Source organism: Pseudomonas sp. ANT_H4 (genome assembly GCF_008369295.1).
Taxonomy (GTDB): Bacteria; Pseudomonadota; Gammaproteobacteria; order Pseudomonadales; family Pseudomonadaceae; genus Aquipseudomonas.
In genome coordinates this window covers 38417-52499 of the sequence record NZ_VOBG01000015.1, presented here as the reverse complement: position 1 = coordinate 52499, position 14083 = coordinate 38417, and the positions used below count along the sequence as shown (strand labels likewise).

The window sequence follows — 14083 nt, the reverse complement described above, 5'->3', positions numbered from 1 at the left end:
GATTAACGGGTGATGCCGCGAGTCGATGCCTGAATCGAATCACGGAACACCGCGACTTCAGGAAACAGCGATGCCGGTTCAACCAATTCGGCCAAGGCCTGATCAACCGTCAACCCCTGGCGGTAGACCACCTTGTAGGCGCGGCGCAGGGCATGGATAGCCTCTTCGCTGAAGCCACGACGACGCAAGCCCTCGAAGTTCATGCTGCGGGCCTCGGCAGGGTTGCCGAATACCGTGACAAAAGCCGGAACGTCCTTGCCGATGGCGGTGCCCATGCCGGAAAAGCTGTGGGCACCGATATGGCAATACTGATGAACAAGAGTGAAGCCCGACAGGATCGCCCAGTCATCAACATGCACATGGCCGGCCAACGCGGTGTTGTTGACCAGAATACAGTGGTTGCCGATGACGCTGTCATGCCCAATATGAGCGTAAGCCATCACCAGGTTGTGATCACCCAGGGTGGTCTCGGCACGATCCTGGACAGTGCCACGGTGAATGGTCACGCCTTCACGGATGATGTTGTGATCACCGATTACCAGGCGGGTCTCTTCACCCTTGTACTTCATGTCAGGCGTGTCTTCGCCTATCGATGAAAACTGGTAGATGCGATTGTGTTTGCCAATCCGGGTCGGACCTTTGAGGATCACATGTGGCCCGATGACTGTCCCCTCGCCGATTTCCACACCTGCGCCGATGATCGACCAGGGGCCGACCTCAACGTCGGCGGCCAGGACGGCCGTCGGATCGATGATTGCGCGAGGGTCAATCAAACTCATAGTTTGCGTTCCGCACAGATGATTTCAGCAGAGCACACAGGCTTGCCGTCAACCGACGCCTGGCACTGGAATTTCCAGATTTGACGCTTGCAGCTCAGGAACGTAGCCTCAAGGATCAACTGGTCGCCCGGAGTGACTGGCTGGCGAAAGCGCAGCTTGTCGGAACCCACGAAATAGTAAAGCGTGCCATCAGCAGGCTTCAGGTCGAGCATTTTGAAACCAAGGATACCAGCCGCCTGGGCCATCGCTTCAATGATCAATACACCCGGCATGATTGGATGCGCAGGGAAGTGACCGTTGAAGAAAGGCTCGTTGATGCTGACATTCTTGTAGGCACGAATGTACTTGCGCTCAACATCCAACTCCGCGACACGATCCACCAGCAGGAACGGGTAACGGTGAGGCAGGTATTCGCGAATCTCGTTGATGTCCATCATTTCGGGGGGAAGCCTGTAATAAAGATTGGGAGCGCGCGGACTAAGGCGCGCCCCTCTAGCAAATCAAGGAGGCAGTCTAGCGGCTGTGCACACTTGATATGGAAATGGTCTCAGCCATCTGATGAAGCATTACCGCCAGGGGTCACGTCCCCAACACGCTTTTCCAAATGTTTCAGGCGTCGAGCAATGTCGTCGAGTTGCCTCAGTCGGGCCGCACTCTTGCGCCATTCGGCAGCAGGTTGCATGGCCGTACCGGAAGAATAGGACCCAGGCTCAGTAATCGAATGGGTCACCATGGTCATGCCGGTGATGAATACGTTGTCGCAGATTTCGATATGACCCACCAACCCGACGCCGCCAGCCAGCATGCAATGCTTGCCGATCTTGGTGCTGCCGGAAATCCCCACGCAGGCGGCCATGGCCGTGTGATCGCCAATCTGCACGTTGTGAGCGATCTGAATCTGGTTGTCCAACTTCACGCCGTTACCAATCACGGTATCGGCCAGAGCCCCGCGATCAATAGCGGTGTTGACGCCAATTTCTACGTCGTCGCCGATCAATACGCCGCCAACCTGAGCGATCTTCTGCCAAACGCCTTTTTCATTGGCGAAGCCGAAGCCCTCGCCGCCGATCACGGCGCCCGACTGAATCACCACACGCTGGCCAATACGCACATCGTGGTACAGGGTCACGCGCGGCGCGAGCCAGCCACCGGCACCAATTTCACTGCAGGCACCGATAAAGCACTGGGCCCCTACCGTCACACCGGCACCAATGCGGGCGCCACTCTCGATCACCACAAAAGCGCCAATGCTCGCCGCAGGATCAACCTGGGCGTCATCAGCAATCACTGCCGAGGGATGAATACCGGCAGCAGCCTTGGGTTTTGGATCGAACAGGTGGGACACCCGTGCGTACGACAGGTACGGGTCGGCAACAACGAGCGCGTCCCCGGTAAACCCTTCGGCATCAGCGGCCTTCAGCAACACGGCTGCGGCCTGGGTATCGCCCAGGTATTTACGGTATTGGGGGTTTGCCAGAAAGCTCAACTGAGCTGGGCCAGCCTCCTGCAAGGTGGCTAGCCCAGTGATTTCCTTCTCCGGGGAGCCATGTAAGGTGGCCCCCAGGAACTCGGCCAACTGGCCAAGTTTTATAGTCGCGGTCATGGTTTACTTCAGCTGGTTCATGCGCTCGATCACCTGGCGGGTGATGTCGTACTGAGGTTTGACATCAATCACCGCGCCACGCTCGAAGACCAGGTCAAAGGCACCCTTCTTGATGACTTCTTCCACGGCGCTGTCGAGTTTTGGCTTGAGTTGCTTGAGCATTTCACGGTCAGCAACAGCCTTGGCTTCGTTCAGTTCCTTGGATTGGAACTGATAGTCACGGGCCTTTTGCTTGAATTCAAGCTCCAGACGCTCGCGCTCGCCTTGCTGCATTTTGTCGCCACCGGCGACCAGACGATCCTGAATACCTTTGGCGCTACTTTCCAGAGTCTTGAGCTTGGTCAGTTGCGGACCGAATTTCTTCTCGGCATCCACGGCGTATTTCTTGGCCGCATCGGATTCCAGCAGAGCCATCTGATAGTTCAGGACAGCGATTTTCATTTCGGCAAAGGCCGGGGTTGCTACCAGGACAGTCGCCAGGAGAACCAATTGAGTCAACTTACGCACGATGCACTCCTACAGAATCCGTTGTCGTTATCTTGGGTCAGACGCTTAGAACGTCTGGCCGAGGGAGAATTGGAAAATCTGGGTTTCAGCGTTATCCGGTTTCTTGATCGGCATGGCCAGAGCAAAGCTCAATGGGCCCAAGGCCGTAATCCAGGTCACGCCAACACCCACAGAGCTTGCCAGGTTGCTGAGACTGACGTCGTTGCACTGGGTATCGGACTTCAAACCACTAGGGTTCTTGATCTGCTCGCACTTGGAGTCGAACACGTTACCCACATCCCAGAAGACCGAGGTACGCAGGGAGCGTTGATCCTTGACGAATGGCAGCGGGAATAGAATCTCCGCACCACCTTGAATCAGCACGTTACCACCGAATGGCAGCGGATCGTTGTCCGAGTCAGCAACAGTCCCCACGTTACCCGTCTTGTCGAAGCCACGGCTCGGGGTACCACGAGGGCCCAGGGTGCTGTCCTTGAAGCCACGTACCGAGTTGAAACCACCCGCGTAGTAGTTCTCGTAGAACGGCAGGCCATTGGTCGAACCGTAACCGTCACCGTAGCCCAGTTCAGTGTGCAGGCGCATGGTGTAGTTGTCGCTCAGCGGCGTGAACAACTGGCCGCGGTAATCAAGCTTGAAGAACGACAGGTCGCTGCCTGGAGTAGTGCTTTCCAGTGTCAGGCTCTGGGAGTGACCGCGTGTCGCCAGCACCCCTTTGTTCAGGGTCGATTCCGACCAACCGGCCGAGGCCTTGAAGTTGAGGAACTTGTCACCCTCGGTACGCACGAAGTCGAAGATCTCATCCACGGTGTAGACACCAGTCTTGATCTCATCCTGTTGCGCGGTCAGGCCGAAGGTCAGGCGCGAGGTCTCGCTGATTGGATAGCCAACATTGACACCGGCACCCAGGCTGTCGATTGCATAGCTTGCAACGTCGACGTCGAGGTCTTTGTAGTCGGTGGTGCGATAGAAGGCGTTGTAGCCCAGGCTCACGCCGTCAGCTGTCCAGTAGGGGTCGACATAACCGAAGTTATAGCGGCTCTGGTATTCGCTTCGGGTCAGGCCGATGCTGACCTTGTTACCGGTACCCAGGAAGTTGTTCTGGGTGATGGAGCCACCAAGGATCAGGCCGGCACTTTGTGCGAAACCGACGCTGGCGGTGATCGAACCGGACGCTTGCTCTTCTACTGCATAGTTCACGTCAACCTGGTCATCCACGCCCGGCACGGCCGGGGTTTCGACGTTGACTTCCTTGAAGAAGCCCAGGCGCTCAAGACGGGTCTTGGACTGGTCGATCAGGTAGGTCGAAGCCCAACCACCTTCCATCTGGCGCATTTCACGACGCAGCACTTCGTCTTCGGACTTGGTGTTGCCACGGAAGTTGATGCGGTTTACATAGGCACGCTTGCCAGGATCGACGACAAAGGTGATGTCCACAGTGTGGTCATCATCGTGCGGGGTGGGCACGCCGTTGACGTTGGCGAAGGTGTAGCCCTCGTTACCCAGGCGGCGGGTGATCAGTTCGGACGTGGTGGTCATCAGCTTGCGCGAGAACACCTGGTCCTTCTGCACCAGCAACAGGGACTTGACCTGGTCTTCAGGCACTTTCAAGTCGCCGCTGAGCTTCACGTCACGAACGCGATACTTTTCGCCTTCGTTGACGTTGACGGTGATGTAGACATGCTTCTTGTCCGGGGTGATAGACACCTGGGTCGAAGCGATATCCATGTTGATATAGCCACGGTCCAGGTAATAGGAACGCAGACGCTCCAGGTCACCGGAAAGCTTTTCACGGGCGTACTTGTCATCGTTCTTGAAGAACGACAGCCAGTTGGTGGTCTTGAGCTCGAACAGGCCGATCAGATCTTCGTCAGCGAACTTGGTGTTACCCACCACGTTGATGTGCTGGATGGCCGCCACGGTACCTTCGTTGATGTTGACCTTGAGGCCAACACGGTTACGCGGCTGCGGCACCACCTCGGTATCCACCGAGGCGGAATAACGACCCTGGGCAACATATTGACGTTGCAGCTCGTTACGTACGCCTTCGAGGGTGGCACGCTGGAAGATCTCGCCTTCGGCAAGGCCCGATTGCTTGAGACCTTTCATCAAGTCTTCAGTGGAGATCGCCTTGTTGCCTTCGATCTCGATACTGGCGACGGACGGTCGCTCGACGACAGTGATGACAAGGACGTTGCCTTCGCGCCCCAATTGGATGTCTTGAAAGAAACCGGTTTTGAACAGCGCACGAGTGGATTCCACCAGGCGACGATCATCAGCCTGTTCCCCGACGTTCAACGGCAAAGCGCCAAAGACGCTACCCGCGGAAACCCGCTGGAGGCCGTTGACGCGAATATCGGAGATGGTGAAGGACTCGGCGTGAACTTCGGCGATCATCAATACGGTGAGAACCGCAGTTAGCAGCAGACGTTTCATGAAGTCCTTTCTTATTCCAACTGGCAATAAACAAACTGCCGCAAAATGCGGCAGATTCGCAATTCAGCGAAGCGTTACAGTCGTCCCAGATCGTTGACCAAGGCTAACAACATCACCCCGACCACCAAACTGATACCGATCTGTATCCCCCAACCCTGCACCCGATCCGACAAGGGGCGACCACGCACCCACTCGACCAGATAAAACAACAGATGCCCCCCATCCAATACTGGAATGGGCAACAAATTCAGAACCCCGAGGCTAATACTCAGATAAGCCAGGAAATTCAGGAAATCAGCCATGCCCGACTGGGCAGAAGCGCCCGCCACTTTAGCAATGGTTATCGGTCCACTCAAGTTTTTTACCGAGAGCTCGCCGAACAACATTTTCTTGAGGGAATCGAGGGTCAACACACTCATGGTCCAAGTGCGTCGCGCACCCTCGCCAATTGCGGCCAACGGCCCGAAACTTATCTCACGCACCATCGAAGGTGGCCACTCGACACCTTTCACCCCGGCGCCTAGATAACCCCCGGCCGCCTTGGCTTCCCCGCGCACCGCCAGGGTGACAGGGACGTCGATTTGAGCACCGTCGCGCTCAACTTTCAGCACAATTTTGGTATCAGGGCGTACACGCACCAGATCGACCACTTGCTGCCAGTCACCCAGTGCCTGGCCATCAAGGGCCAACAGGCGGTCGCCGGTTTTCAGCCCTGCAGCTTGCGCAGGGCCTTTGGGATCCAGCTCTGCCAGCACCGGTGGCAAGGAGGGCCGCCATGGACGAATCCCCAGAGAGTTGATCGGATCAGGCTCGTCGGCGCCCTTGAGCCAGTTGTCGAGGGCCAGCTCCCGCGGCGTTTCGGCCGTGGAATCCTGCTCGCGCACCACCAGCTTCACGGTGCCGCTTTCACCCAGGCGGCGCACCAACTGCAAATTGACCGCGCCCCAACCGGTAGTAGGCTCGCCATCAATGGCAACAATTTCCTGCCCTGCGATCAGCCCGGCCTTGGCCGCGATACTGCCCGCCTCCACCGCACCGATAACCGGACGCACCTGCTGGCTGCCCAACATCGCCAGCACCCAGAAGAACACCATGGCCAGCAAAAAGTTGGCGATAGGCCCGGCAGCAACGATGGCAATGCGCTGACGAACGGTCTTGCGATTGAAGGATTGGTCCAACTGATCAGCGGGCACTTCGCCTTCGCGCTCGTCGAGCATCTTGACGTAGCCGCCCAAGGGAATGGCAGCAATCACGAACTCGGTGCCTTGACGGTCATGCCAGCGCAGCAACGGCATCCCGAAACCGACGGAAAAACGCAGAACCTTGACGCCGCAACGACGCGCCACCCAGAAGTGGCCGAATTCGTGGAAGGTGACCAGCACACCCAGAGCAACCAGGGTGCCGACAATCATGTAGAGCGCACTCATCTAATTTCTCCGCATTCCAATCCAGTGCCTACAGGCTCAAGCGCGCCCAAAAAGGTTAACGCGCATTGCGGCTCAACCATTGCTCGGTCAGGGCCCGGGCCTTTGTATCAGCCTCGAAGACCGCGCCCAAGTCATCAACGGCGACCACAGGTTCAAGGCTCAGAACGTCCTCGATGATACTCGCGATCTCCGGGAAACGGATGCGTCGTTCGAGAAACGCCGCCACAGCCACTTCATTGGCCGCATTGAGCATCGCCGGCGCGCTGTTACCTGCCTCGGCAGCTTGACGCGCCAGACGCAGGCACGGGAAGCGCTGCTCGTCGGGGGCCTGGAAATCCAGCCGGGCGATGGCAAACAGGTCCAGAGGAGCAACACCCGAATCAATGCGCTCGGGCCAGGCCAAGGCGTTGGCGATCGGCGTACGCATGTCCGGATTACCCAACTGGGCCAACACCGAGCCGTCCACGTAGTCGACCAGGGAATGAATCACGCTTTGCGGGTGAATCACCACCTCGACCTGATCCGGCCGCGCATCGAACAACCAGCACGCCTCAATCAGTTCGAGACCTTTGTTCATCATGCTGGCCGAATCCACCGAGATCTTGCGGCCCATCGACCAGTTGGGATGGGCACAGGCTTGTTCAGGGGAGACATGCTCCAGCTCAGCCAGCGGCGTCTGTCGGAACGGGCCGCCGGACGCAGTCAGCAAAATACGGCGCACACCCACCTGGCTCAGACCACGAGCAAAATCGCCGGGCATACACTGGAAAATCGCGTTGTGCTCGCTGTCCAGCGGTAGCAGTACGGCGCCGCTCTTGCGCACCGCCTGCATAAAGAGTGCGCCGGACATCACCAGCGCCTCCTTGTTAGCCAGCAAAATCTTCTTGCCGGCGTCAACGGCGGCCAGGGTTGGACGCAGGCCAGCCGCACCGACAATAGCGGCGACAACGGTATCGACATCAGGATCGGCGGATACCTGACACAACCCCTCCTCCCCCACCAGCACTTGAGTCGACAGCCCCGCCGCCCGCAGATCATCCTGCAAACCGCGCGCAGCCACCGCCTCAGGCACTACCGCAAATTGCGGCACGTGACGAACACACAGCGCCAACAGCTCGCTCAAGCGGCTAAAGCCAGTCAGGGCGAAGACTTGATAACGCTCCGGATGACGGGCAATCACATCCAGCGTGCTCAACCCTACCGAGCCGGTGGCTCCCAGCACGGTAATCTGCTGCAGACGGCTCACGAGGCCATCATCCACAACAGTACGGCAAAGATCGGCAACGCTGCCGTCAGGCTGTCGATACGGTCCAGCACGCCGCCGTGACCCGGAAGCAGATTGCTGCTGTCCTTGACCCCAGCCTGGCGCTTGAACATGCTCTCGGTCAGATCTCCGACCACCGAGATCAGCACGACCACCGCAGCACCCACCAGGGCCAGGAGTATTTCCTTGACGGTCCAGCCACGCACAACACCAACGACAGCAGTAATCACCAGCGTCAGTAACAAACCACCGTATACACCTTCCCAGCTCTTGCCAGGACTTACCGCCGGCGCCAGCTTGCGCTTGCCGAAGGCCCGGCCGGAAAAGTAAGCGCCAATATCAGCACCCCAGACCAGCACCATCACCGCCATGATCAGCCAGTTGCCCAAGGGCATGTGCTTGATATAGACCAGGCCTTGCCAGGCCGGCAGCAGAATCAACAGGCCTATCACCAGCTTGCAGGCGACACTGGACCAATGGCCGCTGGTTTGCGGATAAGTCAGCACCAGGAAGGTCGCCAGCGTCCACCACAGCACCGCAGCGCCAAGTACCCAAGGCGCCATATCCGGCAGGATGTACATCAGGAACAACATCAGCGCCACGACGACGGCGTACACCACACGATGCCGCTGCGCGGTGAAACCGGCCAGGCGCGCCCATTCCCAAGAGCCCAAGGTCACAACCAGGCCGATGAACAGCGCAAAGCCGGCACCTTCGAGCAGGAAAAACCCGCACAAGGCAATCGGCAGCAGGATCAGTGCCGTGATGATTCGTTGTTTAAGCATTAAACCCGGGCTCCAGCTTCGATCTGCTCGCTCGTTTTACCGAAGCGACGCTGACGGGAAGCGAAATCGGCCAGCGCATTGCGCATGGCATCGTGTTTGAAGTCCGGCCAGAACAGGTCGGAGAAGTACAGCTCGGTATAGGCCAACTGCCACAACAGGAAGTTGCTGATGCGGTGTTCGCCACCGGTACGGATACACAAGTCCGGCAACGGCAGATCGCCGGTTACCAGGCAGGTTTGCAACAGTTCAGGCGTGATGTCTTCGGGTCGCAGATGACCGGCCTGCACTTCGCGCGCCAGACGCTGCGCGGCTTGGGCGATATCCCACTGGCCGCCATAGTTGGCTGCGATTTGCAGTACGAACCGATTACTGCCGACAGTAATCGCCTCGGCTTCGCGCATGGCCGCCTGCAACTCCGGACGGAAGCGCGAGCGATCCCCGATGATGCGCAGGCTGATGTTGTTGTCGTTCAGGCGCTTGGCCTCACGACGCAGCGCCTTGAAGAACAGGTCCATCAAGGCACTGACCTCCTCGGCCGGGCGCTGCCAGTTTTCACTGGAGAAGGCAAACAAGGTCAGCACCTCGACCTTGGCCTCGGCGCACACTTCGATCACAGCCCGTACCGCATCGACACCCGCTTTATGCCCGGCGACACCCGGCATAAAGCGTTTTTTCGCCCAGCGATTATTCCCGTCCATGATGATCGCGACATGGCGCGGCACCACGGCGGGCACAGTCTGCTTGGTCTTTTCCATGAAAACGTCCTGACCCTTATACAGCCATCAAGTCCGCTTCTTTTTGCTTGGTGGCCGCGTCGATATCAGACTCAGCCTTATCGGTCAGCTTCTGGATATCCGCAGCAGCACGGCGCTCTTCGTCTTCACTGATTTCCTTGTCCTTAACCAGCTTTTTCAGGTCACCCAAGGCATCGCGACGAATGTTGCGCACGGCAACACGAGCATCTTCCGCAGCACTACGCGCCTGTTTGGTAAAGCCCTTACGGGTTTCTTCGGTCAGGGCAGGCATGGAGATCAACAACAACTCGCCCAGGTTGGTCGGATTGAGGTTCAGACCAGCACTCTGGATTGCCTTGTCGACTGCCCCGAGCATATTGCGCTCAAAGGCCACGACTTGCAGGGTGCGCGAGTCTTTTACGGTGATGTTGGCCACTTGGGTGATGGAAGTGTCTGCGCCGTAGTACGGCACCATCACGCTACCCAGGATGCTCGGGTGTGCCTTGCCGGTACGAATCTGGCCAAATGCATGGGCCAGAGACTCCAGGGATTTGTGCATACGCTCTTGAGCGTCTTTCTTGATTTCGTTGATCATTGTTGAGCCTCCTCGATCAGAGTCCCTTCTGCGCCGCCGTGTACGATGTTCAGCAGGGCGCCGGGCTTGTTCATGTTAAATACGCGAAGCGGCATCTTGTGGTCGCGACACAGGCAAATAGCTGTCAGATCCATCACACCCAGCTTGCGATCCAGCACTTCATCATAAGTCAGATGATCGAACTTCTCGGCATGCGGGTCTTTAAACGGGTCAGCAGTGTAAACGCCATCAACCTTGGTTGCCTTAAGTACCACGTCCGCATTGATTTCAATGCCACGCAAGCAGGCTGCCGAGTCGGTGGTGAAGAAGGGATTGCCGGTACCAGCAGCAAAAATCACCACGTCCTTGGCATCCAGGTGACGCATGGCTTTGCGCCGGTCATAGTGATCGGTTACACCGACCATGGAAATAGCAGACATCACGATCGCCGTGATGTTGGCCCGCTCCAGAGCATCGCGCATGGCCAGGGCATTCATCACAGTGGCCAGCATGCCCATGTGGTCGCCGGTTACCCGATCCATGCCAGCAGCGCTGAGTGCCGCACCGCGGAACAGGTTGCCGCCGCCTATCACCAGGCCGACCTGGACACCGATACCGACCAGTTGGCCGACTTCCAGCGCCATGCGGTCGAGTACCTTGGGATCGATCCCGAACTCTTCCGAGCCCATCAGGGCCTCGCCGCTAAGCTTGAGTAGAATGCGTTTATAGCGAGCCTGATAACCACTGCCCTGCTGAGCCATTGCGAATCTCTCCTGCGGCGTATTTTTAAAAATTCTTGGCAAGCCGTTTACGGCCTGCGTTCACTCTAGCTGGACGCTGTCACAGCGCCATCGGAACACGGCTTTGTAAGCCAGTTCCGCAGGGAAACCAAATAAAATCGGTCACCCCATTTGAAAAGAGGCTGCGCGCGTAAGCGGGCAGCCTCCTTTTGGGCGACAGTTGAAAACTGTCTTACTTCTTGCTGGCAGCCAGTTGGGCAGCAACTTCTTCAGCGAAGTTGTCGACCGGCTTCTCGATGCCGTCACCTACTTTGTAGTAGGTGAAGGAAACGATTTCAGCGCCGCCTTTCTTGGCCAGTTCACCGATCTTGATTTCAGGGTTCTTGACGAACGCCTGCTCAACCAGGCTAGCTTCGGCGAGGAACTTGCTGATACGACCAGAAACCATTTTCTCGACGATTTCAGCAGGCTTGCCTTTGATCTTGTCTTCGTTGAGGCTCATGAACACGGCTTTTTCGCGCTCGATGGCTTCAGCGGAAACTTGCGACGGCAGCAGGAACTCAGGGTTGCTGGCAGCTACGTGCATCGCAATGTCTTTGGCCAGTTCAACGTTGCCGCCGTTCAGAGCCACGACTACACCGATCTTGTTGCCGTGCAGGTAAGCACCCACAACGTCACCTTCGATACGGGCCAGACGACGGATATTGACGTTTTCGCCTACTTTAGCAATCAGTGCTTCACGCGCCGGCTCTTGAGCGGCGATCAGTGGAGCAGCGTCAGTCAGTTTGTCAGCGAAGGCTTTTTCAACGCTGGCAGCGACGAAGTTCTTGAAGTCGTCTTGCAGGGCCAGGAAGTCGGTCTGCGAGTTGACTTCAATGATAACGGCAACCTTGCCGTCTTCCTTGATAGCAATCGCGCCTTCAGCAGCAATGTTGCCTGCTTTCTTGGCAGCCTTGATGGCGCCCGAAGCACGCATGTCATCAATGGCTTTTTCGATGTCGCCGTCAGCCTTGGTCAAGGCCTTCTTGCAATCCATCATGCCTTCGCCAGTACGCTCACGCAGTTCTTTGACCAACGCTGCAGTAATCTCTGCCATTTTCAAAATCCTCTTGGATAGGTCTTCAACCATTCCACCCGATCGAACGGGCGATCAATTCTTCCCGAACAACCCTTGTAGGCCGCTGCACGTTACAAGCGCAATAGATGCGCTGCCACAAGTGGGCGCCGACAAATGGTTTTCGAGGTGGCAAAAAGGGGGCCAAGCCCCCTTTTTGCTTACTGAGTCAACGCCAAGGCGTCAGTTACTCAGCAGCAGCTACCGGAGCTTCTTCAACAAACTGCTCGGCACCGCCAGCAACGTGGTTGCGGCCACGGATAACAGCGTCAGCCATCGAACCCATGTACAGCTGGATAGCGCGGATTGCGTCATCGTTGCCTGGGATGATGTAGTCAACGCCGTCCGGGCTGCTGTTGGTATCGACTACGCCGATAACCGGGATACCCAGCTTATTGGCTTCGGTGATCGCGATACGCTCGTGATCAACGTCGATAACGAACAGTGCGTCAGGCAGACCGCCCATGTCCTTGATACCACCCAGGGAACGATCGAGCTTCTGAAGATCGCGAGTGCGCATCAGCGCCTCTTTCTTGGTCAGCTTGGTGAAAGTCCCATCTTCGGCTTGCACTTCAAGGTCACGCAGACGCTTGATGGAAGCACGGATGGTTTTGAAGTTGGTCAGCATGCCGCCCAACCAGCGGTGATCGACGTACGGCGAACCGCAACGTGCTGCTTCTTCAGCAACGATCTTGCCAGCGGAACGCTTGGTGCCGACGAACAGAATCTTGTTTTTGCCCTGGGCCAGGCGCTCTACGAAAGTCAGAGCTTCGTTGAACATTGGCAGGGTTTTTTCAAGGTTGATGATGTGAATCTTGTTACGTGCGCCGAAAATGTATTTACCCATTTTCGGGTTCCAGTAACGGGTTTGGTGACCGAAGTGGACACCGGCCTTCAGCATATCGCGCATGTTGACTTGGGACATGATAGTTCCTTAGTAAGTCGGGTTTGGCCTCCACGTATCCCAATGACCAACCAGCGGCTTTAAGCCTCCGGCACCCAGGTCATCGTGTCGACACGTGTGTGGATTTAAGCTTTGCAGGGTCTCCCCGGAAAGCGGCGCATTTTATACCACACAGAGGGGAAAAACGAAACCCGCAATCACATTTGCTGCCAGTCGCTTTTGCGCAAGCCTTTGAATAGAACCAGAATGCCCACACCTAATAGATAGAAGCGATACCCATACGCTCATGGTTTGCACCCCGCGTCTGGTAGAATCACGTTTTTTAGGCTTGTGCGAATGCTGCAACCTTTTGTCGCACACCTGTAAACCGTATTGATTTCAGCGCTATGCGCTAGAGAGAGCCTGTATGACCGTCACCCTCAAAACCGCCGAAGATATTGCTGGAATGCGCGTTGCCGGAAAACTGGCTGCCGACGTACTGGAAATGATTGCCGAACACGTCAAGCCCGGCGTCACCACCGAAACACTGGACCGCATCTGCCATGACTATATTGTCGACGTGCAGAAAGCCATCCCTGCCCCGCTGAACTACAAGGGTTTCCCCAAGTCGATCTGCACCTCGATCAACCACGTGGTCTGCCACGGGATCCCGGGCGACAAACCGTTGAAAGACGGCGATACCCTGAACATCGATGTCACCGTGATCAAGGACGGCTACCACGGCGACACCAGCCGCATGTTCCACGTCGGCACTGTTCCCGTATGGGCCGAACGCCTGTCGCAGATCACCCAGGAATGCATGTACAAAGCCATCGAGATCGTCAAGCCCGGCTGCCACCTGGGGGATATCGGTGAAGTGATCCAGAAGCACGCGGAAAAGAACGGTTTCTCGGTGGTTCGCGAATTCTGCGGCCATGGCATCGGCAAGGTGTTCCACGAAGAGCCGCAAATCCTGCACTACGGCCGCGCGGGCACCGGCATGGAACTCAAAGCAGGCATGACCTTCACCATCGAACCGATGATCAACCAGGGCAAGGCCGACACCAAGGTGCTGGGCGACGGCTGGACCGCCATCACCAAGGACCGCAAGCTTTCGGCCCAGTGGGAGCACACCCTATTGGTCACCGAAACCGGCTACGAGATCTTCACCCTGCGCGCCGACGACACGATCCCCCGCGTTTCGGCCTGAGGCTTGCACCGGTTTTTCGCACACAGCTGT

General features: G+C 57.3%; 14 protein-coding genes. 1 reads left to right on the top strand and 13 read right to left on the bottom strand.

The window, feature by feature from the left end; all coding sequences use genetic code 11:
• Positions 1 to 2: 2 nt before the first annotated feature.
• The 13 genes from lpxA to rpsB all read right to left on the bottom strand — a co-directional run bounded on the left by lpxA (position 3) and on the right by rpsB (position 12885).
• On the bottom strand, positions 3 to 779 hold the full coding sequence (gene lpxA / locus FQ182_RS19005; RefSeq protein ID WP_133099410.1) for an acyl-ACP--UDP-N-acetylglucosamine O-acyltransferase: 777 nt from the start codon (positions 777 to 779) through the stop codon (positions 3 to 5).
• Entirely contained in the window at positions 776 to 1216 is a 441-nt protein-coding gene (gene fabZ, locus FQ182_RS19000; RefSeq protein WP_133099411.1) for a 3-hydroxyacyl-ACP dehydratase FabZ, read from the bottom strand. Before fabZ ends, lpxA begins: the two co-directional genes overlap by 4 nt.
• Positions 1217 to 1326: 110 nt before the next feature.
• Positions 1327 to 2382 (bottom strand): UDP-3-O-(3-hydroxymyristoyl)glucosamine N-acyltransferase, encoded by a 1056-nt coding sequence (gene lpxD, locus FQ182_RS18995; RefSeq protein ID WP_149413002.1) that lies wholly within the window; start codon positions 2380 to 2382, stop codon positions 1327 to 1329.
• A 3-nt stretch (positions 2383 to 2385) separates the two neighbouring features.
• A complete protein-coding gene (locus tag FQ182_RS18990) occupies positions 2386 to 2889 on the bottom strand; it encodes an OmpH family outer membrane protein (protein WP_003219314.1) in 504 nt (167 codons plus the stop codon).
• Between the two features lie 45 nt (positions 2890 to 2934).
• Positions 2935 to 5322 (bottom strand): outer membrane protein assembly factor BamA, encoded by a 2388-nt coding sequence (gene bamA, locus FQ182_RS18985; RefSeq protein ID WP_149413001.1) that lies wholly within the window; start codon positions 5320 to 5322, stop codon positions 2935 to 2937.
• A 74-nt stretch (positions 5323 to 5396) separates the two neighbouring features.
• Positions 5397 to 6749, bottom strand: coding sequence for a sigma E protease regulator RseP (gene rseP, locus FQ182_RS18980; protein ID WP_149413000.1), 1353 nt, complete (start codon positions 6747 to 6749; stop codon positions 5397 to 5399).
• A gap of 55 nt (positions 6750 to 6804) precedes the next feature.
• On the bottom strand, positions 6805 to 7995 hold the full coding sequence (gene ispC / locus FQ182_RS18975; RefSeq protein ID WP_149412999.1) for a 1-deoxy-D-xylulose-5-phosphate reductoisomerase: 1191 nt from the start codon (positions 7993 to 7995) through the stop codon (positions 6805 to 6807).
• Positions 7992 to 8798 (bottom strand): phosphatidate cytidylyltransferase, encoded by an 807-nt coding sequence (locus FQ182_RS18970; RefSeq protein WP_149494039.1) that lies wholly within the window; start codon positions 8796 to 8798, stop codon positions 7992 to 7994. Before FQ182_RS18970 ends, ispC begins: the two co-directional genes overlap by 4 nt.
• Positions 8798 to 9553 (bottom strand): polyprenyl diphosphate synthase, encoded by a 756-nt coding sequence (gene uppS / locus FQ182_RS18965; RefSeq protein ID WP_149412997.1) that lies wholly within the window; start codon positions 9551 to 9553, stop codon positions 8798 to 8800. Before uppS ends, FQ182_RS18970 begins: the two co-directional genes overlap by 1 nt.
• A 16-nt stretch (positions 9554 to 9569) precedes the next feature.
• On the bottom strand, positions 9570 to 10127 hold the full coding sequence (gene frr, locus FQ182_RS18960) for a ribosome recycling factor (protein WP_133099418.1): 558 nt from the start codon (positions 10125 to 10127) through the stop codon (positions 9570 to 9572).
• Complete coding sequence (gene pyrH / locus FQ182_RS18955) at positions 10124 to 10867, bottom strand: UMP kinase (protein WP_149412996.1); 744 nt, start codon at positions 10865 to 10867, stop codon at positions 10124 to 10126. The genes frr and pyrH overlap by 4 nt, the downstream gene beginning before the upstream one ends.
• Positions 10868 to 11078: 211 nt before the next feature.
• Positions 11079 to 11942, bottom strand: a complete 864-nt coding sequence (gene tsf / locus FQ182_RS18950) for a translation elongation factor Ts (protein ID WP_149412995.1) — start codon at positions 11940 to 11942, stop codon at positions 11079 to 11081.
• Positions 11943 to 12147: 205 nt separating this feature from the next.
• Positions 12148 to 12885 (bottom strand): 30S ribosomal protein S2, encoded by a 738-nt coding sequence (rpsB, locus tag FQ182_RS18945; RefSeq protein WP_149412994.1) that lies wholly within the window; start codon positions 12883 to 12885, stop codon positions 12148 to 12150.
• Between the two features lie 385 nt (positions 12886 to 13270).
• On the opposite strand from rpsB, the gene map reads away from it, so the two are divergent.
• The gene (gene map / locus FQ182_RS18940; RefSeq protein ID WP_149412993.1) at positions 13271 to 14053 is read left to right on the top strand and encodes a type I methionyl aminopeptidase; all 783 of its coding nucleotides are present in this window, start codon (positions 13271 to 13273) and stop codon (positions 14051 to 14053) included.
• Positions 14054 to 14083: the final 30 nt, after the last annotated feature.